Genomic DNA, 20,404 nt, shown 5'->3' on the forward strand with positions numbered 1-20,404 from the left:
TCAATGTCCGCTCGTGATAAAGTCGCCGTCCATCTGCCCTTCGTTTGAGACCGCCCACGCAATGACCGATTTTCTCAATGTCGACGCCACCCTCGAAGACTGGAATGCCCTGCGCGCTGCGACTGCTTTCAGCGGTTTGCTGGTGGGCAATGGCGCCAGCCGTGCGGTGTGGGATGACTTCGGCTACGACTCGCTGTTCGAAAATGCCCGTACAGTCGAAGAGAAACCGCTGAGCCCCTCGGAACTGGCAGTGTTCGATGCGCTGCAAACGCGCAGCTTCGAGCAAGTGCTGGGTGCCCTGAAAACCACCAGCCGGGTCAACAAGGCTCTGGCGGTCAGTTCGGCGGCGCCGCGTAATCGCTATTACGCGATCAAGGAAGCGCTGATCAACACCGTGCATGCGGTGCACATCCCGTGGCGGCTGGTGCAGCCCTCGACACTGGCGGTGCTGAATGCGGAACTGGCGCGCTATCGCAGCGTGTTCACGACCAACTACGACCTGCTCAATTACTGGGCGCTGCAACACCCGGGCGAGGCCATTGATGACCTGTTCAACGGCCCGGACGCGAGTTTCGACTTGAGCCAAAGCGCCACGGACAAACCGCGTCTGCTGTACCTGCACGGTGGTCTGCATCTGGTGCGAAATCAGGATGGCACCGCACGCAAACTGACCTCGACCGAGGGCACCCTGCTTGGCAGTTTCGCGATCAATAACACGATCAAGACGCTGGATGACGTGCCACTGTTCGTCACCGAGGGACCCAGCGCCGACAAGCTCAAAACCATCCGCAGTTCGGATTACCTGTCGTTCTGCTACGAGCAGTTATTGGCGCATGGCGACAGCCTGTGCATTTTCGGCCATGCCCTGGGCGAACAGGATGCGCACCTGGTACGGGCACTGCGCCTGGCCAGACCCGCGACCGTGGCGATCTCGATTTACCCGCGCAGTGCCGCGTTCATCCAGCATCAGAAGCGTCACTACGCCAGGGTGTTTGAAGGCACTGGCGTTGAGTTGCGGTTCTTCGATGCCAAGAGCCATGCACTGGGCAATCCGCAGTTGTCGGTACCGGTTGAGGTTTGATATTGGCCGGGCTGACGCCCTCGCGACGAGGCTCGCTCGCACCTTTTGAAATGCGTTCAACCTGTGGGAGCGAGCCTGCTCGCGAAAATTGTCAGCCGCGAATGCCTGAAGGTGACCGTTCTGCTAAAGGCTGGCAGCGCGCTGCATCGCCTCGCGGTTGAACGGCTGGTCTTTCAAAACCTTGGCGATGAACTCGTCACTGATCAGGCGTACATGTTCGAACTGGCCGCCGGACGGGTTGACCAATCCGCGCCAGGCGCTGGAATGGTTCTGCACGGTATAGATGCCCAGCACTTTCTTGCCATGGCTGAGGCTGAACACCACGGTGCTGTCCCAACTGACCGGCACCGGCACGAGAAACAGGGTAAATGCGCTGAGGAACATCTGTGGCTGGATGCCGCCGACGTTACTGTTGGCAACCACCAGCACGTTATAGCCGTCGTCGCTGCGGCCGACCCTGACCTCCTCGAAGGTGCCGCGATGGCGCAACTCATCGCGCAGCATCCAGCTCGGCAAGCCAATCACATTGACGTTGATCGCCGGCAGGCGCTCGCTGTAATCGACTTCAGGGGTTTTCAGGCTGTGGGTGGTCTGGCAGCCGCTCAGCAGCAAGAGCAATCCCAGAAACATGACGTTGATGCGCATTAGAGTTTTCCTGACAGCATGGCTTTGTAGATGGAGGCGCTGGCGCCGTTTTCTTCGCGGATGAATGGCGTGGCGGTGTACAGGTTCGGCATGTCCAGACGTTGCAGACCTGGCACTTGCGGGTACCTGGCTCGGACCAGCGCGGCGTCGCGCTCGAGGTGATCGCTGTGCAGGAACAGGCACGGCATGCTGCGCCCGATCAGGCAACCGGCGCGGAAATCGCCGAGGTAGTAGGCCTTGCCCGCCTCGAGTTCCATGCCGATGGTGAAGTCTTCACGGCTCCATGACAGCGACCGGCCCTGATCGAAGCGCACGTTGTAGATTTCGTACCGACCGGGTTTGAGCGGCATGACGAACAGCGTGCCGATGCCGCGCCCTGTCTCCCGCAGATCGCGCGCCGTGCGGGCATAGAATTCGTTGTGCAAACGCGCGGTGGCGAAATCGTCGCTGCCGCGCTTGCGGATCATGATCATTTGTTCCTGTGCGCCGTACCTGGCCTGGGGCCAGATACCCACTACGCCCACGACATACGCCACGCCAGATCCGGCGCTGGGACTTAGCGCGTCGTCAATGTGGGTTGGGGACATGCTGTAGCAGCCGCTCAGGCTGAGCAGCACGGTCAGGGCAGCCAAAAAACGCATCTTCAAAGGTAAGCTCTCTCACGGCCAGCAATCTGAAACGCATGAAAGAGTGTCGATTTGCGCCCTTCCATGGCTTGGCGCGAAGGATACGCAAAATGATGGCACATTGCCAGAATTCGGACGCCAATCCTTTGGCGAGCGAACTCAGGCCTGGTTTCAGAGCACCGGCAGCGTCTTGTCCTTGATGGTCTTGGTCGAACCGTTGACCTTCACGCTGGCAATGCCCTTGTCACAGGCGCCATCGGAAGAATACGACTCGCTGCTGCCGATGATCTGGTGATTGGCTGCCTTCAGGTTGAAATACGGGTGACCATCCTTCGTCGATTTTTTTTCGTAACGCTCAGCCAGCGGGCTGTTGGTCTGAACCGATGCGATACCACCGTCGGCACCAGCGCGGGTGCTATACAGCTCACTGGTCAGAATCGTTTCGGCGTTCGCCGCTTTCAACACGAACCTGAACTGGCCGTTGCTGCTTTTGCTCACTTCGTACCATCCGGACATGCCTGTTTCTCCTGGGCGATTGAGAGATCTCGCGCTTCAGAGTAAAGACCAGCCTCCGCGGTCTGTCGCCTGCGACTACAGGGTGATTTTGGTGCCGAGCAGACCGAGGAAGCCGGCCAACCAGCTTGGATGCGCGGGCCATGCCGGAGCGGTGGCGAAATTTCCCTGAACGTGACCCTCGGTCACCGGAATATCGATGAACGTGCCGCCGGCCAAGCGCACTTCCGAGGCGCAGGCCGGATACGCGCTGCACTCGCGCCCTTCGAGCACACCCGCCGCCGCGAGCAACTGCGCGCCATGGCACACCGCGGCGATGGGCTTGCCGGCGTTGTCGAAGGCGCGCACCAGTTCGAGGACTTTTTCGTTCAAACGCAGGTATTCCGGGGCACGACCACCGGGAATCAGCAGGGCGTCGTAATCGGCTTCGCTGGCCTTGGCGAAGTCGAAATTGAGCGCGAACAAGTGGCCAGGCTTTTCGCTGTAGGTCTGATCGCCTTCGAAATCATGAATCGCAGTGCGCACAGTGCTGCCGGCAGACTTGTCCGGGCACACCGCATGGACCGTGTGGCCAACCATTTGCAGGGCCTGGAACGGCACCATCACTTCGTAGTCTTCGACGTAATCACCGACCAGCATCAAAATCTTTTTCGCGGCCATGGGGAAACTCCTCGGGAACAGGTCTGGGAGTTATTCAAGGTAGACCCAAACTGCACAGAGGGTTAACAAACGACCGCGTTAACCTTCTTCGCGAGCAGGCTCGCTCCCACAGAGCAGTGCATTTCAAAGGTGGGAGGGCGCTTGCTCCCGAAGGCGGCATCACATCCGGCATCTTCGTGGGCCGACATGCCGCATTCGGGAGCAAGCCCCCTCCCACAAGATTCGGCAGTGGATCAGAGCAAATAGCCGTCGGCGCGCAGCAAGGTTTCCAGGCAGTGTTCGCTGATGTGGTAGAACGCTTTCAGCTCGGCGATCTTCGCCAACAGCTGCGTCGCATCGATCGGCTCGGCGCGTTTCACCGCGAGAATCATCTTGTTCTTGTTGGTGTGTTCCAGCGAGATGAATTCGAAGACCTTGGTCTCGTAACCACAGGCCTCGAGGAACAACGCACGCAAGCTGTCAGTGACCATTTCCGCCTGTTGGCCGAGGTGCAGACCGTATTGCAGCATTGGCTTGAGCAACGCCGGGCTCTGGATCTGCAGGCGGATCTGTTTGTGGCAGCACGGCGAGCACATGATGATCGATGCGCCCGAGCGGATGCCGGTGTGGATCGCATAATCGGTAGCGATGTCGCAAGCATGCAGGGCGATCATCACGTCCAGCTCGCTGGGCGCCACCGTGCGCACATCACCGCACTTGAACACCAGCCCCGGGTGTTCGAGCTTCGCCGCCGCGGCATTGCACAGGTTGACCATTTCTTCGCGCAGCTCGACGCCAGTGACTTCGCCCTCGGCCTTCAAAGTGTTGCGCAGGTAGTCGTGAATGGCGAACGTCAGGTAGCCCTTGCCCGAACCGAAATCGGCGACCCGCACCGGTTTGTCCAGCGCCAGCGGCGACGAGGTCAGGGCATGGCTGAACACTTCGATGAACTTGTTGATCTGCTTCCACTTGCGTGACATCGCCGGGATCAGTTCATGTTGTGCGTTCGTCACGCCGAGGTCCTTGAGGAACGGTCGGCTCAATTCGAGGAAGCGGTTTTTCTCGCGGTTGTGCTCGGCGGACGGTGCTTCGCGCAATTGCTGGGGTTTACTCTTGAACAGCGAACTCTTGCCCTTTTTGCTGTATTCCAGCTGCGCTTCGTCGGTCAGCGCCAGCAAGTGCGCATTTTTGAACGAGGTTGGCAACAGCCCGGCGATCAGCGCCACGCCTTCGCTCAGTGGCAGGTTCTTGGTGATGTCGCGGGTCTTGTAGCGATAAACGAAAGACAGACACGGCTGCGCCTTGACCGTTACTGGTTTGACGATGATCCGCTGCAGATCCGCCTCGTCACCGACATACTTGGCCAGCACCAGTTTGATGAAGCCGTTGCCGGTGAGGCTGGTTTGCAGCAGCTCGATGAACTGGGCGTGGTGGTCGGGCGCCGGTTTGGCGGACGGCGCGGAAGAAGCGGAAACAGACATGGACAAACGGCCTCGGACGGGCGGAATCGGGAATGGCGGGTATTTTAGGGGGGATGGGGGTTGGGAACACCCTCTTATTTACCCAACGGTTCACAAGCCCCTCACCCCAGCACCACCAACTGATTCGGCAATTCATTCCTCACCTGCGTCACCGGCACATGCACTTTCAACAACTCGCCACACGCCTCCACGCACGTGACAAACCCTTCCAGCGTGCGGCCCTGCCTGACCTGTTCGGTAAACGCCGCGACAATCGCGTCCCAGTTACTGTTCTCCAGCCGTTTGGAAATCCCTTCATCCACCAGAATCTCCACATAGCGCTCAGCTTCGCAGACAAAGATCAGCATGCCGGTGCTTCCCACGGTGTGGTGCAGGTTCTGTTCGAGAAACTGCCGCCGCGCCAGGTTGGAGGCGCGCCAGTGACGGACGCGGCGCGGCACCAGATGCGTGGTGATTTTCGGCAAGCGGAACAGCAGGCACAGGACGATGAACATGCCCCATTGCACCAGCAGGAGGCTGCGCAGGGTCAGCCAGCCCGTGAGGTAGTGGACGATGCCCGGCAACACCAGCGCCAGCAGGCTGGCCCAGAGCAGCGGGATGTACGCGTAATCGTCGGCGCGGGCAGCGAGCACCGTGACCAGTTCGGCGTCGGTGTCGCGTTCGACCCGGGCGATGGCCTCGGCGACTTTGCGTTGTTCGTGTTCAGTCAGTAATGCCATGTCGAAAAGTGCCTGCTCATTGTTCTTTTGATCTCACCAGCCGCCGGACGAACCGCCGCCGCCGAAACTGCCCCCGCCACCGCTGAAGCCACCGCCTCCGCCGCCACCGAATCCGCCGCCACCGCCGAAGCCGCCCCCTCCTCCGGAGCCGCCCCGGCCGGCAGGCAGGATACCGAGCATCTGGCAGACAAACACCGTCAGGATGAACAACATCACCAGAAACATGAACAGCGCCGGGTGCCGCGAGATGAAGTCATCGGCCGGGTCGCCGCTTGATTCGTACACGGTGGACGGCTCGTCCAATGGATTGCCACCGAGCACCACCAGCATCGCCGCAACGCCATCGCTGATGCCCTTGCTGAAATTGCCCGCCTTGAACGCCGGCGTAATGACCTGATGAATGATCACCGACGACTGCGCATCGGTCAGGCGATCCTCCAGGCCATAGCCGACTTCGATGCGCAGTTTGCGCTCGTCACGAGCGACGATCAGCAAGGCGCCGTTGTTCTTGTCCTTCTGGCCGATGCCCCAGTGCCGGCCGAGCTGAACGCCGAAATCCTCAATGGTGGTGCCCTGCAGATCGGGCAGCGTGACCACCACCAATTGCTCGCCGGTGGCTTGCTCGTGCGCCTGCAATTGCTGGCTCAGTTGCGCGCGAATCGATGGCTCGAGCATCTGCGCCTGATCGACCACGCGCCCGCTCAGCGGCGGAAACGTCAGTTCGGCCCGGGCGCTGACGGCAAACAGCCACAGCATCAGCACCAGCCCCAGTTTCAACACACGCATGGGCGACCTCGAGTCAGAATTTCACTTCCGGGGCCTTTTCCGCGCCGGGCGTGGTGGCTTCGAAGGTTTCGCGCATCGGCAGATCGCTGTACATCACGCTGTGCCACAGGCGACCGGGGAAGGTGCGGATCTCGGTGTTGTACTTCTGCACCGCCAGGATGAAATCGCGACGCGCCACGGCAATGCGGTTTTCCGTGCCTTCGAGTTGCGATTGCAACGCCAGGAAGTTCTGGTTGGCCTTCAGATCCGGATACCGCTCGGAGACCACCATCAAACGGCTCAACGCGCCGGTCAGCTGATCCTGCGCCTGCTGGAACTGTTTGAGCTTCTCGGGATTGTCGAGGGTGCTGGCATCGACCTGAATCGACGTCGCCTTGGCCCGCGCCTCAATCACAGCGGTCAGGGTTTCCTGTTCGTGGGCAGCGTAGCCCTTGACCGTTTCCACCAGATTGGGGATCAGGTCGGCGCGGCGCTGATACTGGTTCTGCACCTGGCCCCACGCGGCTTTCGCCTGTTCGTCGAGGGTCGGGATATTGTTGATGCCGCACGCAGTCAATAGCGTGGCGAACACCAGCAACGTGGCGATCTGTAGCCGTGAACGGGAAGTCGAGCTGATATTCATTGCAGTGATGCTCCATGACACATTTGATTTAAAAACCGAGCGCTGGGCATTCCCGGCCAGCGGTTGGGGCATAATCGGCGCCGCCACTGGCATGCGACGGGTTAATCGGCTAAAAAGTGCCCTTCGCGTTCACATTGCCGCGGTCGGCTGGGGTTTCCCGGCTCAGGTTTTGAGCTGGCACCCGAACAACAATAGTCGCTCCCTACATTTTGGCTGGCCGGTGTTGCATCACCGTTTGGGCCCTTGAGAAAAAATTCATGAAGAAGCTGTGTTTGCTGGGTCTGTTCGTCAGCCTGGCCAGTCATCAGGTACTGGCCGCCACGACCCCGGTACCTTTGGAGAACAAGGACGCTTTCATCAGTAACCTGATGAAACAAATGACCCTCGACGAAAAGATCGGCCAGTTGCGCCTGATCAGCATCGGCCCCGAAATGCCGCGCGAGCTGATCCGCAAGGAAATCGCCGGCGGCAACATCGGCGGCACGTTCAATTCGATCACCCGCGCGGAAAACCGTCCGATGCAGGACGCTGCCATGCGCAGCCGCCTGAAGATTCCGATGTTTTTCGCCTACGACGTCATCCACGGTCACCGTACGATTTTCCCGATTCCGCTGGCCCTCGCGTCGAGCTGGGACATGGATGCCATCGGCCAGTCCGGTCGCGTTGCGGCGAAAGAAGCCGCTGCCGACAGCCTCGACATCACCTTCGCGCCGATGGTGGATATCTCCCGCGATCCGCGCTGGGGCCGCAGCTCCGAAGGTTTCGGTGAAGACACTTACCTGACTTCGCGCATTGCGGGGGTCATGGTCCGCGCTTATCAGGGAGCAACCCCGAGCGCCGCCGACAGCATCATGGCCAGCGTCAAGCATTTCGCCCTGTACGGCGCGGTCGAGGGCGGTCGCGACTACAACACCGTCGACATGAGCCCGGTGAAGATGTACCAGAATTACCTGCCGCCGTACCGCGCCGCGATCGATGCCGGCGCCGGTGGCGTGATGGTGGCGTTGAACTCGATCAATGGTATTCCGGCCACGGCCAATACCTGGCTGATGAACGACCTGCTGCGCAAGGACTGGGGCTTCAAGGGCCTGGCGGTCAGCGATCACGGTGCGATCTTCGAACTGATCAAGCACGGCGTTGCTCGCGACGGTCGCGAAGCGGCGAAGCTGGCGATCAAGGCCGGCATCGACATGAGCATGAACGACACCCTTTACGGCAAGGAGCTGCCGGGGTTGCTCAAGTCCGGCGAGATCGAACAGAAAGACATCGACAATGCCGTGCGCGAAGTGCTCGCCGCCAAGTACGACATGGGCCTGTTCAAGGACCCGTACCTGCGCATCGGCAAGGCTGAGGATGATCCGGCCGACACCTACGCCGAAAGCCGCCTGCACCGCGCCGAGGCCCGCGAAGTGGCGCGTCGCAGTCTGGTGCTGCTGAAGAACCACAACGAAACCCTGCCGCTGAACAAAGACGCCAAAGTCGCGCTGATCGGTCCATTGGCGAAAGCCCCGATCGACATGATGGGCAGTTGGGCCGCCGCCGGGCGTCCGGCGCAATCGGTCACTTTGTTCGATGGCATGAGTGCGGTGATCGGCGACAAGGCCAATCTGATCTACGCCCGTGGCGCCAACATCACGGGCGACAAGAAGGTCCTCGATTACCTGAACTTCCTCAACTTCGATGCGCCGGAAGTGGTCGATGACCCGCGCCCGGCCAGCGTGCTGATCGACGAAGCGGTGAAAGCGGCGAAGGGTGCTGACGTGATCGTCGCGGCTGTCGGCGAGTCCCGTGGCATGTCTCATGAATCCTCCAGCCGCACTGACCTGAACATCCCGCAAACCCAGCGCGAATTGATCCGTGCGCTGAAAGCCACTGGCAAACCGCTGGTACTGGTGTTGATGAACGGCCGCCCGCTGACGATTCTCGAAGAGAACCAGTCGGCCGATGCGATCCTGGAAACCTGGTTCAGCGGCACCGAGGGCGGCAACGCCATCGCCGACGTGCTGTTCGGCGACTACAACCCGTCGGGCAAACTGCCGGTGACCTTCCCGCGTTCCGTGGGCCAGATCCCGACCTACTACAACCACCTGAGCATTGGCCGGCCGTTCACGCCGGGCAAACCTGGCAACTACACCTCGCAGTATTTCGATGACACCACCGGCCCGCTGTTTCCGTTCGGTTATGGCCTGAGCTACACCACCTTCGCCCTGAGCGATATGGCGCTGTCATCGACCACGCTGAACGCCACCGGCAAACTCGACGCCAGTGTCATGGTCAAGAACACCGGCAAGCGTGACGGCGAAACCGTGGTGCAGTTGTACATCCAGGACGTCACCGGTTCGATGATCCGCCCGGTGAAAGAACTGAAGAACTTCCAGAAGATCATGCTCAAGGCTGGCGAACAGAAAGTCGTGCACTTCACCATCACCGAGGAAGACCTGAAGTTCTACAACGCCCAGCTCAAATACGCAGCCGAGCCTGGCAAGTTCAACGTACAGATCGGCCTGGACTCCCAGGACGTGACGCAGCAGAGTTTTGAACTGCTGTAACCCTTAAAAGCAAAAGATCGCAGCCTTCGGCAGCTCCTACAGGGTGTACACCATCCCATCGTAGGAGCTGCCGAAGGCTGCGATCTTTTGATCTTGCTCTACCCGCGACGGTCGAGAATATTCACCACCAACCGATCCACCCAGCCCCACACACGCTGCTTGACCCGCCGCCATAACGGCCGGCGCTGCCATTGCTCCAGACTCACCAGCTGACTCAAGCCGAAGTCCTTCACAAAGCTCGCCTCCACCGCTGCCGTCAACGCCGGATCCAGCGCCTCCAGATTCGCCTCCAGATTGAAACGCAGATTCCAGTGATCGAAGTTGCACGAACCGATGCTCACCCAGTCGTCGACCAAAACCATTTTCAGGTGCAGGAAGCACGGCTGGTATTCGAAGATCTGCACGCCGGCCTTGAGCAGGCGCGGGTAATAGCGATGGCCGGCGTAGCGCACTGAGGGGTGATCGGTGCGCGGCCCGGTCAGCAGCAGCCGCACATCGACGCCGCGTGCGGCGGCTTTGCGCAGGGAACGGCGGATTTGCCAGGTTGGCAGAAAGTACGGCGTGGCCATCCAGATGCGTTGCTGGCCGCTGTTCAGGGCGCGAAACAGCGACTGCAAAATGTCACGGTGCTGACGCGCATCGGCATAAGCCACACGGCCCATGCCCTCGCCCTTGTCCGGCACGCGCGGCAAACGCGGCAAGCCGAAATGCGCGGCCGGGCGCCAGGCGCGACGGTAACGGTTGGCGATCCACTGCCGATCAAACAGCAATTGCCAGTCGATCACCAACGGGCCGCTGATCTCGACCATCACCTCGTGCCACTCGCTGACATCAAAGCCCGGCGTCCAGAATTCATCGGTTACGCCGGTGCCGCCGACCACTGCCAGGCATTGGTCGACCAGCAGCAACTTGCGGTGATCACGATAGAAATTGCCGACCCAGCGCCGCCAACTGAGGCGATTGTAGAAACGCAGCTCGACCCCGGCCTGGGTGAGGCGCTGACGCAGTGTCATCGTAAAAGCGAGACTGCCGTAATCATCGAACAGGCAACGCACGCGCACCCCGCGCTCCGCCGCTGCAACCAGTGCCTGCACGATGGCTTCGGCGCAGGCACCGGCCTCGACCAGATACAACTCCAGTTCGATCTGCTCTCTGGCGCCGGCGATGTGCTCGAGCATGCGCGGAAAGAACTGCGGGCCGTCGATCAACAGTTCGAAACGGTTGCCGTCACGCCAGGGGAACACCGCGCCGCGCATGTCAGCGCGCCGTGAAGATCAGCACCGCACCCACCGGCACCGACAGACTGATGGCCGACAGGTCGGCGAGTTTGCGCAGGCTTTCCAGCCCCGGCGCCAGATCGAAATCCTCGGCGTTGATCACCAGCGGCTCCAGCGTGACCACCTGAAAGCGCCGATCATCGAGACGAGTAGCGAGCAACTCGGCCGGGTATTCGTGCTGCTTGCCGTGCAGATTTACTGTCAGCGGCAGGCGCAATTCCAGCTGCGCGCCGGAAGCCAGATCGTTGATCGGGCGCAGGTCGATCTGCGTGGTGATGGTCGCTGCAGGGAATTGCTCGATCTGGAACAGCTCCTTGCGCATGCGCTCATCGCGCAGCGGGATGCCGCTGTTGATCGATTCGAGCTCGACTTCGACCTCGGCGCGACCGTTGGGGTCGACCTTGCCGTGCAGCACCAGAAAGCGCTGCACTTCCGACACGCTGGCATTTTTGGTGCTGACGAACGACAGCCGCGACGACTCGCCGTCCAGATACCAATTGGCCTGGGCCGGCAGTGCAGCGGCGGTCAACAGCAGGCTGGCGAAAACTGTAGAGAGGGAGCGGTTGAACATTGAACACTCGTGGGCGCGATTAACCTGCACGAACCTTAACCGCCCATGGGTTTATTGCAACATCAAGATCAAAAGATCGCAGCCTTCGGCAGCGCCTACAGGGGAACGCATTAAAACTGTGGGAGCGGGCTTGCTCGCGAAAGCGGTGTATCAGGCAACAACTGTTCTGACTGACATGACGCCTTCGCACGCAAGCCCGCTCCCACAGGAGAATTCAATTTGCAGGGAAATGGTTGCAGTCAGGGATTCAAGCGGCAGCCCTGGCGTTCGCTCAGCCACTTTGCGCTATTGCTGCGGCCCATGCCGCTGACGGTGATGGTTTTGCTCGAGGCGTCATCGTTAAAGCCACTGATGGGCAGCCATTGTTTGACATAGCCACGGCAATACTCGGCGTCATTGTTCATCACATAACGACACGAGCAATATTCCTTGGCGGTGTAGGCGCTGATGATGTCCGGGAAAGCCCAGAGATTCTCGCGCTCATACCAACCCCAACCGAGCAGCACGACCAGTAGCAAGATCAGAAAGCGCTTCATCGTCGCACCGCCTGCAACACGCGTTTGAGCAATTCGTTGTGCTTATAGCTGCCGTCGCGATCATCGCCGTAGCGCACGATTATCAGTTTCTCGCTGGGCATTACATACAGCGCCTGGCCCCAGTGGCCGAGTGCGGCGAAGGTATCGGGGGGAGCGTCGGGCCACGGCAATGTTGCGCCATCGGCCGGGCGATTGAGCCACCAATGACCGCCGGGCACGGCTTCGTCCTGCTGCGCCTGGTAGCCGGCAAAGGGTTTCAGGTTGAACGCGAGCCAGTCCTCGGGCAGCAACTGCCGACCGTTCCAACGCCCGCCGCGCGCCATCAGCAGACCGACCCGCGCCAGATCCCGCGCGGTGAGATAGGCATAGGACGAGGCGACAAATGTGCCGTTGGCATCGGTCTCCCACACGGCGTGGCGAATGCCTAACGGCTCGAACAAGGCTGTCCACGGATAATCGGCATAACGCTCTGCGCCGACCATGCTTTTCAACGCGGCGGCGAGCAGGTTGCTGTCGCCGCTGGAATAACGGAATGCCTGACCCGGTGCGGCGTAGCCGTCGTGATCCGCAGTGAATACGGACATGTCGCGATGGCCCCGCGTGTAGAGCATCGCCACCACCGAAGATTTCAGCGGCGCGTATTCGTAGTCTTCCTGCCAATCGAGACCGGAGGCCCAGTTCAGCAGATGGCCGAGGGTGATCGCCGGGTGTTTTTCCAGCGCCGGGTAGAACTTCAGCGCGGGGTCGTCGAGCTTGAAACGGCCTTCGCCGTAGGCCACACCCAGCACCGTGGCCATCAGGCTTTTGCTGATCGACCAGGTCAGGTGCGGAGTCTGTTCAGTGGTTGGAACGGCGTAGCGTTCGTAGACGATCTGGCCGTCGCGGATGATCAGCAAGGCGTCGGTGCGGATGCCTTCGCGAGTGGCATCGTTGCGCGGCGCGAAGGCGTAGGTTTCGAGCGCTTCAACAGCCGGACCGGCGATTGGCGCGCCGATTGGCCATTGCTCACCGGGCCACTGTTCGGCGTGAGCGGTGAGACTGATCAGCAGCAGGAACAGGGACAGGCCTTTGAACATGGTGGAGGCTCTGGGATGGGTCTGCTGAGATTAGGTGCGGTTGATGACAGACGTGTGGTGCTGTTCAAGTCGCTTTCGCGAGCAAGCCCGCTCCCACAGTTGATTGAGTTCATCCTGTTGCAATGCGATCAAACTGTGGGAGCGGGCCTGCTCGCGAAGAGGCGCGTCAGATTACCGCAAAAGCCTTGGCCAACCGCTTGGCCCGGGCCCCCGCTGCCAACTGCATCACGCCTCTGTCCCGCTGCCACATCTGCGCCCACTCCGCCGGGCCGTTGCCCAGCGCCTCATCAACCTCCCCCGCCAGCGCTTCGAACTGCGCAAACAACCCACCCAACAGCACATGCCCGGCCGGATTGTTCGGCGCTTGCCGGCTGGCCTCGGCGCAACCGCCCAACAGCGCCAGCAAACGCAGTTGCAGGTTCTGCGGCCAGCCACTGTCTTGGCCGACGCCATACAGCCACGCGGTCATCGCACTCAAGACATAGACATCTTCAAGGGTGCGGAACGGTTTGACGTACGCGTCCCAGCCATCGCCGGCGAGCAATTCGCACAGGGCGCCGTCGAGGTGCAAGCGACCGTGGCTGATGTCCGGCATCAATGGCAACGCCGGCAGTTTTTCCACCTTCACGCCCGGCTCGCCGGGATACACCACGGCCAGACTCAGGCGCGGCGTTTCGCCGGGTTCTTCACAGCGTGCCGCCACCAGCAGCCAGTCGGCGGCATCGCCTGCGGTGACGAAATCCTTGCGCCCGCTCAGGCGTAAACTGCTCAGTCGCGTCTGCATGTCGGCCGGCCGCAGGCTGCGCTGTTCGGTCGCGCACAACGCGCCGAGGCTCGGCGGCGCGCTCGGCCACAACATGCGCAGCGCCGCCTGATAACCGAGCAGGAACGCCAGCCCCGGCGTGGCCATCCGCCGTCCTCCAGCCACCGCCAACTCGAACGGCGTGACGTTGCCCAGCGCCTGCAACAACGTCGCAAAGCCCTCGGCCAAATCGACGACGGCGGGCAAGCGTTCACGGCGGTGCAGCAGATCTGACCAGGGCATGGGCGCCTCCTCGTGGGCTGTCATATAAGCATCACCGAACGTTCATGGCGATGACACCGGGGCTACATAGCCTGACTTTGCACAACACGGCTGCATAAAGAAAGTCGATCGGCTGCAACCCACGACGGGTTAAAGGCCCGTACGGAGATTCACATGACGCAAATCGCCCGCATCAGCGACACCGGCAATGAACGCCGCCTGCAAGCCGAACGCCTGATCGGCGCACAAGCCTTGCAGCAAGCCCAGGCCCTGCGCTTCGCCGTCTTCAGCGGCGAGTTCAACGCCAAACTCAAAGGCGCGGAACTGGGTCTGGACATGGATGATTATGATGTTCACTGCAGCCACATTGGCGTGCGTGACCTGAACACCGGGCGTCTGGTGGCGACCACGCGTCTGCTCGATCACACCGCCGCCAGCAGCCTCGGCAAGTTCTACAGCGAAGAAGAATTCAGCCTGCACGGCCTGGCGCATCTGCAAGGCCCGATCCTGGAAATCGGCCGCACCTGCGTCGATCCGGCCTATCGCAACGGCGGGACCATCGCCGTGCTCTGGGGCGAATTGGCCGAAGTGCTCAATCAGGGCGGCTACAGCTACCTGATGGGCTGCGCGAGCATTCCGATGCAGGACGGCGGCATTCAGGCCCACGCGATCATGCAACGTTTGCGCGAACGGTATCTGTGCACTGAACACTTGCGCGCCGAGCCGAAAAATCCGCTGCCGACGCTGGATATTCCGTCCAACGTCATCGCCGAAATGCCGCCGCTGCTCAAGGCCTACATGCGCCTCGGTGCGAAGATCTGCGGCGAGCCGTGCTGGGACGAAGACTTCCAGGTCGCCGATGTGTTCATCCTGCTCAAGCGCGACGAACTCTGCCCGCGCTACGCCAAGCACTTCAAGGCGGCGGTCTGATGAGCCGGTGGCGGGTGTACGCGCGAATCGCGCGAGTGCTGCTCGTGGTGACGCTGGGGCTGACCATGGCCAGCGTCTTCGGCGTCTTCGAACGCATCGGTCTGGCGCATTCGATGGAACGGCGCCAGCGCTGGTCGCGCTTTTTCATGGCGCGCCTGAGCAACGCCCTGCCCTTTCGCGTGAGGGTGCACGGTGAGCTGCCGAAACAGCCGATGCTGTGGGTCAGCAATCACGTGTCATGGACGGACATCCCACTGCTGGGCATGCTCACCCCGCTGTCCTTCCTGTCCAAAGCCGAAGTGCGCACCTGGCCGGTGGCCGGCTGGCTCGCGGCCAAGGCTGGCAGCCTGTTCATCCGCCGTGGTTCGGGCGACAGCCAGCTGATCCGCAAGCAGATGACTCGCCATTTGCAAACCGAACACGCGCTGCTGATGTTCCCCGAAGGCACCACCACCGATGGCCGTTCGCTGCGCACTTTTCATGGTCGCCTGCTGTCAGCGGCGATCGATTCCGAAGTGATGCTGCAACCGGTGGCGATCCGTTATCTGCGCAACGGCGAAATCGACACGCTGGCGCCGTTCATTGGTGACGATGACCTGCTTTCGCACTTGATGCGCCTGTTCAGCCATGACTGCGGCGATGTCGAGGTGCATCTGCTCAAGCCGATCGCCTGTCAGGGCCGCGAGCGCGCGGCGCTGGCGTTCGAAGCGCAGCAGGCGGTGCAGAAGGTGTTGTTTGGATCGATTCCGCAAAGCCGACAGGCGCCGATGCGCCCGGCAATCGCTGCCTGAAACACAATCCCTTGTGGGAGCGGGCCTGCTCGCGAAGGCGGCGTTTGAGCCAATGAACAGGTTGCCTGACAACCCGTTTTCGCGAGCAAGCCCGCTCCCACATCAGCTTTGTGTTGTTGGCGGGGCTTGGGCAAAGTCCTGCAGTTGCGGGTAAAACAGGCTGAAGTCTTCACTCAACGGTTCATACAAGCGCCGCAACTCCTGCATCGCTCCGGCCAATTCCTCAGGCTTGGTCAGGCGTCGCGAGATCCCGCGCAACACCTGCTCCAGCACTTCAAATTCGCGATACGAGCCGAGCCAGTCATTGGCAACCATGTGCGGGGCGATCTTCGCCAGCCGTTCCGGCAATTGCCGTTCGCGGGACAGCACCTGGTAGACGTCTGCGGTGAACTGCTCCAGCGGTCGGTCGGCATACAGCATCCAGTCCCGCGCCAGGCAATGATCGAAAAACACATCGAGGACGATTCCGGCATAGCGCCGCCGCGTCTCGGTAAAACGCCCCAAAGCAATGTCGACCAGTGGATGGCGATCTGTGAATACGTCGATGCGCCGATGCAGGGCGATCGCCGCCTCCACCTCCGGGTCGAACTGGCCTTGCAGCCGACCCTTGACGAAGTCGCCATACAGGCTGCCGAGTAACTGACCGGGGCGCCGGCCGCCGAGATGCAAATGCGCGAGATAGTTCATGGGCGCAGCTTAGCACCGCGTCCGGTCCTCCGACACGCTCATATCGTTATAACCCGATATAGCGATTTATGCGTTCCTCAGACCGATTTCATATTGGTATATCGCGATCCAACGATTTAAAGTTCGCTCCATCGCGATATATCGCCACTGCCACCACGAGCCCACGCCATGAACCTCGACCTCGACGAAATAATAAAAGCCCTGGCGCACCCAGTACGGCGAGACATCCTCAACTGGCTGAAAGACCCGAAAGGCGAATTCCCCGAGCAGTTGCACAACCATGAATACGGCATCTGTGCCGGGCAGATCGATCAGCGTTGCGGCCTGTCGCAATCGACCGTGTCGGCACACCTTGCGACCCTGCAACGAGCCGGGCTGATCAGCAGCCAGAAGGCTGGGCAGTGGCATTTTTTCAAACGTAACGAGGACGTCATCCAGGCGTTTCTCAGCACCCTCAGTAAAGAGCTCTGACCCTTAACGTCAGCCAGCCGACAAGGAAACCTGCATGCCCCTTTCGCTCCTCATTCTCGCCTTGAGCGCCTTCGCCATCGGCACCACCGAGTTCGTCATCATGGGCCTGCTGCCCGACGTGGCGGCGGACCTCGGTGTGTCGATTCCCGGCGCCGGCTGGCTGGTCACCGGGTACGCGCTGGGCGTGGCCATCGGTGCACCGTTCATGGCACTGGCCACCGCGAAGCTGCCGCGCAAGGCCGCGCTGGTGGCATTGATGGGCATCTTTATTGTCGGCAACCTGCTCTGCGCCGTCGCCAGCGATTACAACGTGCTGATGTTTGCCCGGGTGGTCACGGCGCTGTGTCACGGCGCGTTCTTCGGCATCGGTTCGGTGGTGGCGGCCAATCTGGTCGCGCCAAACAAACGTGCCTCGGCGGTGGCGTTGATGTTCACCGGTCTGACCCTGGCCAACGTGCTCGGCGTACCGCTGGGCACTGCATTGGGTCAGGAGGCCGGCTGGCGTTCGACCTTCTGGGCGGTGACCGTTATTGGTGTGATCGCGCTGATCGGCCTGATCCGTTTTCTGCCGGCCAGGCGCGACGAAGAAAAACTCGACATGCGCGCCGAACTCGCCGCACTCAAAGGCGCCGGCATCTGGCTGTCGCTGAGCATGACCGCGCTGTTCGCCGCGTCGGTGTTCACCCTGTTCACCTACGTCGCCCCGCTGCTTGGCGAAGTCACCGGCGTGTCGCCGCGTGGCGTGACCTGGACACTGATGCTCATCGGCCTCGGTCTGACGGTCGGCAACATCATCGGCGGCAAACTCGCCGACAAGGGCATGGCCGCCACGCTGATCGGTGTGTTCATCAGCATGGCCGTGGTTTCCACCGTGCTGAGCTGGACCAGCGTCGCGCTGATTCCAACCGAGATCACCCTGTTCCTCTGGGCCACTGCGTGTTTCGCCGCTGTGCCGGCGCTGCAGGTCAACGTGGTGACCTTCGGCAAGGCTGCACCAAACCTGGTTTCCACCCTGAACATCGGCGCCTTCAACGTTGGCAACGCCCTCGGCGCCTGGGTCGGCGGCAGCGTCATTGCCCACGGCTACGGCCTGACCAGCGTGCCCCTGGCCGCTGCGGCGCTGGCCGTACTTGCCCTGCTGGTGACCCTGATTACTTTCCGCCAGAACGGCAATGCCGAGCTGGCGCCTGCTTCCAACTGATCAACTTCCTTAATTAAAGAGAGGCTTTAGACATGGCGACTATTTTCGACCCGATCAAACTCGGCGACATCGAGCTGAACAACCGCATCATCATGGCCCCGCTGACTCGCTGCCGCGCCGACGAAGGCCGTGTGCCTAACGCACTGATGGCCGAATACTACGTACAACGCGCCTCGGCCGGCCTGATCCTCAGCGAAGCCACTTCGGTAACGCCGATGGGCGTCGGCTACCCGGACACCCCGGGCATCTGGTCCAACGACCAGGTGCGTGGCTGGGCCAACGTGACCAAAGCCATTCATGGCGCCGGCGGCAAGATCTTCCTGCAACTGTGGCACGTTGGCCGCATTTCCCACCCTTCGTACCTGAACGGTGAAGCACCGGTGGCGCCAAGCGCCATTCAGCCAAAGGGCCACGTCAGCCTCGTTCGCCCACTGGCCGACTACCCAACCCCGCGTGCACTGGAAACCGCTGAAATCGCCGACATCGTCGATGCCTACCGCACCGGCGCCGAGAACGCCAAAGCCGCTGGTTTCGACGGCGTGGAAATCCACGGCGCCAACGGTTACCTGCTCGACCAGTTCCTGCAAAGCAGCACCAACCAGCGCACCGACCAGTACGGCGGCTCGCTGGAAAACCGTGCACGCCTGCTGCTGGAAGTGACCGACGCCGCGATCGAAGTCTGGGGCGCTGGCCGCGTCGGTGTGCACCTGGCACCACGTGCCGATTCCCACGACATGGGCGATGACAACCTCGCCGAAACCTTCACCTACGTCGCCCGTGAACTGGGCAAGCGTGGCATCGCGTTCATCTGCTCGCGCGAAAAAGAAGGCGCCGACAGCCTCGGCCCGCAATTGAAAGAAGCGTTCGGTGGCCCGTACATTGCCAACGAGAAGTTCACCAAGGAAAGCGCCAACGAGTGGCTGGCCAGCGGTAAGGCAGACGCGGTCGCGTTCGGCGTGCCGTTCATTGCCAACCCGGATCTGCCGGCACGTTTGCAGGCCGATGCGCCGTTGAACGCGCCGCATCCGGAGACTTTCTACGGTAAAGGTCCAGTCGGTTATATCGACTATCCGACCTTGTAATCACGTAGCGCAGAAATGAAAAAGCCCCTGACTTGTGAGAGTCAGGGGCTTTTTGCTATTGGTGCGGAATAAGCGCCAGCGAACAGCGTTTCACAACAGCGACACAATTTCCCTACAAAATGCGGGACTCGCTACGTTTAAACTCCCGCCGCGATGATCAGCCATGGCGGCTGATTGACATCTCCCCAGGCTGTTGCGCATTTTAATTCATTTGCGCAGGCTCGGGCTCAGGCGCAGCATGTCCAGCCCGGTGTCGACCCAGCGTTCAGCCTCGGCGTGCAGTTCGAAGCTGTCCGGAGCCAGCAGCCAGCCGTAAAGCAAGCCGTCGATATAAGCATGAATGCTGATGGCCGCACGGGCGGTATCGAGGTCTTCCGGCAATTGGCCGCGATTGACCGCATTACGCAGGGTCAGGCCGATGCGCAGGTTGCAATCGAGACTGGCCGTCCGGCGCTGCTGGCGCAGATCGCACATTTCATCGGTGAACTCGCACTTATGAAACAGAATTTCGTTGATGCGCCGGGTTTTCGGGTCCAGTGCAACTTGATGAAACAAATGAATCAGCAATTGCCGCATGCAGCCCAGCGGATCCGGTTCGTCCTCGCTTTCGCTGGCCTTGGCCAGTTCATCCAGCGGTTCGTGCAGGCTGTCGAGCATCGCCTGGACCAGATCGGCTTTGTTGCTGAAATGCCAGTAGATGGCGCCACGCGTTACGCCAGCGAGGGTCGCAATGTCCGCCAGGGTGGTGCGGGCGACCCCCCTTTCATAGAAGGCTTTCTCGGCCGCTTCCAGAATCTGGCTGCGGGTTTCCTGAGCTTCCTCTTTGGTACGACGGACCATGGCAGTAAAACCTCAAACAGGATGTTTCAGGGATGGCTGAATATCCGCTGAATAAAGAGGGGGCGATCTCTCGTGAATCGACTCCCCGGCCTACAATTTCAAACCTTGCGACGACTTTTGTATCAGGGTGGGTACGCGGCGCAGGTGTTTACAAACAACCATGAACGTAAGTATATTACTTAGCAAGCTACTTATCCACCCGGTGCCCGATTTTTACTCTTTCACACTTCTTGTGCGCTTCTTGCGCGCCTGACCCG

Annotated in this window: 22 protein-coding genes; 7 read left to right on the forward strand and 15 right to left on the reverse strand. The window is 61.0% G+C overall.

What is annotated here, in order from left to right; all coding sequences use genetic code 11:
- The first annotated feature begins 61 nt into the window (after positions 1-61).
- Entirely contained in the window at positions 62-1,081 is a 1,020-nt protein-coding gene (locus ACP7D9_RS04680) for a DUF4917 family protein (RefSeq protein WP_101158440.1), read from the forward strand.
- Positions 1,082-1,204: 123 nt separating this feature from the next.
- On the opposite strand, the gene ACP7D9_RS04685 is transcribed toward ACP7D9_RS04680, so the two are convergent.
- From ACP7D9_RS04685 to ACP7D9_RS04720, 8 genes are all read right to left on the reverse strand, one after another.
- Positions 1,205-1,726 (reverse strand): hypothetical protein, encoded by a 522-nt coding sequence (locus ACP7D9_RS04685; RefSeq protein WP_101158439.1) that lies wholly within the window; start codon positions 1,724-1,726, stop codon positions 1,205-1,207.
- Positions 1,726-2,367 (reverse strand): hypothetical protein, encoded by a 642-nt coding sequence (locus ACP7D9_RS04690; RefSeq protein WP_101158736.1) that lies wholly within the window; start codon positions 2,365-2,367, stop codon positions 1,726-1,728. Before ACP7D9_RS04690 ends, ACP7D9_RS04685 begins: the two co-directional genes overlap by 1 nt.
- Before the next feature lie 156 nt (positions 2,368-2,523).
- The gene (locus ACP7D9_RS04695) at positions 2,524-2,868 is read right to left on the reverse strand and encodes a YegP family protein (protein WP_101158438.1); all 345 of its coding nucleotides are present in this window, start codon (positions 2,866-2,868) and stop codon (positions 2,524-2,526) included.
- Positions 2,869-2,943: 75 nt separating this feature from the next.
- Positions 2,944-3,525, reverse strand: a complete 582-nt coding sequence (locus ACP7D9_RS04700) for a DJ-1/PfpI family protein (RefSeq protein WP_426155919.1) — start codon at positions 3,523-3,525, stop codon at positions 2,944-2,946.
- Between the two features lie 233 nt (positions 3,526-3,758).
- A complete protein-coding gene (locus tag ACP7D9_RS04705) occupies positions 3,759-4,985 on the reverse strand; it encodes a class I SAM-dependent methyltransferase (RefSeq protein WP_426155921.1) in 1,227 nt (408 codons plus the stop codon).
- Between the two features lie 101 nt (positions 4,986-5,086).
- Positions 5,087-5,704 (reverse strand): TPM domain-containing protein, encoded by a 618-nt coding sequence (locus tag ACP7D9_RS04710; protein WP_426155923.1) that lies wholly within the window; start codon positions 5,702-5,704, stop codon positions 5,087-5,089.
- A gap of 33 nt (positions 5,705-5,737) precedes the next feature.
- Positions 5,738-6,490: a TPM domain-containing protein gene (locus ACP7D9_RS04715; protein WP_016771316.1), complete on the reverse strand. Its 753-nt coding sequence runs from the start codon at positions 6,488-6,490 to the stop codon at positions 5,738-5,740.
- 13 nt (positions 6,491-6,503) lie between these two features.
- The gene (locus ACP7D9_RS04720) at positions 6,504-7,112 is read right to left on the reverse strand and encodes a LemA family protein (RefSeq protein ID WP_024011957.1); all 609 of its coding nucleotides are present in this window, start codon (positions 7,110-7,112) and stop codon (positions 6,504-6,506) included.
- Between the two features lie 257 nt (positions 7,113-7,369).
- Between ACP7D9_RS04720 and bglX the strand changes: the two genes are divergently transcribed.
- On the forward strand, positions 7,370-9,661 hold the full coding sequence (gene bglX / locus ACP7D9_RS04725) for a beta-glucosidase BglX (RefSeq protein WP_426155925.1): 2,292 nt from the start codon (positions 7,370-7,372) through the stop codon (positions 9,659-9,661).
- A 98-nt stretch (positions 9,662-9,759) separates the two neighbouring features.
- Here the strand turns inward: bglX and ACP7D9_RS04730 are convergent, their stop codons facing one another.
- The 5 genes from ACP7D9_RS04730 to ACP7D9_RS04750 all read right to left on the reverse strand — a co-directional run bounded on the left by ACP7D9_RS04730 (position 9,760) and on the right by ACP7D9_RS04750 (position 14,166).
- Positions 9,760-10,917 carry a phospholipase D-like domain-containing protein gene (locus ACP7D9_RS04730; RefSeq protein WP_426155927.1) on the reverse strand — a complete coding sequence of 386 codons (1,158 nt, stop codon included), beginning with the start codon at positions 10,915-10,917 and terminating at the stop codon, positions 9,760-9,762.
- Between the two features lies 1 nt (position 10,918).
- Entirely contained in the window at positions 10,919-11,509 is a 591-nt protein-coding gene (locus ACP7D9_RS04735) for a YceI family protein (protein WP_312996015.1), read from the reverse strand.
- 239 nt (positions 11,510-11,748) lie between these two features.
- A complete protein-coding gene (locus tag ACP7D9_RS04740) occupies positions 11,749-12,045 on the reverse strand; it encodes an amidase (RefSeq protein ID WP_426155929.1) in 297 nt (98 codons plus the stop codon).
- Positions 12,042-13,121, reverse strand: coding sequence for a serine hydrolase domain-containing protein (locus tag ACP7D9_RS04745; RefSeq protein ID WP_426155931.1), 1,080 nt, complete (start codon positions 13,119-13,121; stop codon positions 12,042-12,044). Before ACP7D9_RS04745 ends, ACP7D9_RS04740 begins: the two co-directional genes overlap by 4 nt.
- Positions 13,122-13,287: 166 nt before the next feature.
- Positions 13,288-14,166 (reverse strand): acyl-CoA dehydrogenase, encoded by an 879-nt coding sequence (locus tag ACP7D9_RS04750; RefSeq protein WP_426155933.1) that lies wholly within the window; start codon positions 14,164-14,166, stop codon positions 13,288-13,290.
- 153 nt (positions 14,167-14,319) lie between these two features.
- Between ACP7D9_RS04750 and olsB the strand changes: the two genes are divergently transcribed.
- Positions 14,320-15,075, forward strand: a complete 756-nt coding sequence (gene olsB / locus ACP7D9_RS04755) for an L-ornithine N(alpha)-acyltransferase (RefSeq protein ID WP_101158428.1) — start codon at positions 14,320-14,322, stop codon at positions 15,073-15,075.
- A complete protein-coding gene (locus ACP7D9_RS04760) occupies positions 15,075-15,866 on the forward strand; it encodes a lysophospholipid acyltransferase family protein (RefSeq protein WP_426155935.1) in 792 nt (263 codons plus the stop codon). Before olsB ends, ACP7D9_RS04760 begins: the two co-directional genes overlap by 1 nt.
- 102 nt (positions 15,867-15,968) lie before the next feature.
- Here ACP7D9_RS04760 and ACP7D9_RS04765 read toward each other — a convergent pair whose 3' ends face one another.
- Positions 15,969-16,553, reverse strand: a complete 585-nt coding sequence (locus ACP7D9_RS04765; protein WP_426155937.1) for an ACP phosphodiesterase — start codon at positions 16,551-16,553, stop codon at positions 15,969-15,971.
- A 168-nt stretch (positions 16,554-16,721) separates the two neighbouring features.
- Between ACP7D9_RS04765 and ACP7D9_RS04770 the strand changes: the two genes are divergently transcribed.
- The 3 genes from ACP7D9_RS04770 to ACP7D9_RS04780 are packed head-to-tail and all read left to right on the forward strand — an operon-like array spanning position 16,722 to position 19,307.
- Entirely contained in the window at positions 16,722-17,024 is a 303-nt protein-coding gene (locus ACP7D9_RS04770; RefSeq protein ID WP_016771327.1) for an ArsR/SmtB family transcription factor, read from the forward strand.
- Between the two features lie 34 nt (positions 17,025-17,058).
- The gene (locus ACP7D9_RS04775) at positions 17,059-18,225 is read left to right on the forward strand and encodes an MFS transporter (RefSeq protein WP_312995992.1); all 1,167 of its coding nucleotides are present in this window, start codon (positions 17,059-17,061) and stop codon (positions 18,223-18,225) included.
- A gap of 32 nt (positions 18,226-18,257) precedes the next feature.
- Positions 18,258-19,307: an alkene reductase gene (locus ACP7D9_RS04780; RefSeq protein WP_101158423.1), complete on the forward strand. Its 1,050-nt coding sequence runs from the start codon at positions 18,258-18,260 to the stop codon at positions 19,305-19,307.
- 207 nt (positions 19,308-19,514) lie between these two features.
- Here ACP7D9_RS04780 and emhR read toward each other — a convergent pair whose 3' ends face one another.
- The gene (gene emhR / locus ACP7D9_RS04785) at positions 19,515-20,147 is read right to left on the reverse strand and encodes an efflux system transcriptional repressor EmhR (protein ID WP_016771330.1); all 633 of its coding nucleotides are present in this window, start codon (positions 20,145-20,147) and stop codon (positions 19,515-19,517) included.
- Positions 20,148-20,404: the final 257 nt, after the last annotated feature.

It is taken from the genome of Pseudomonas sp. TSRC2-2 (assembly GCF_049897785.1).
GTDB lineage: Bacteria > Pseudomonadota > Gammaproteobacteria > Pseudomonadales > Pseudomonadaceae > Aquipseudomonas.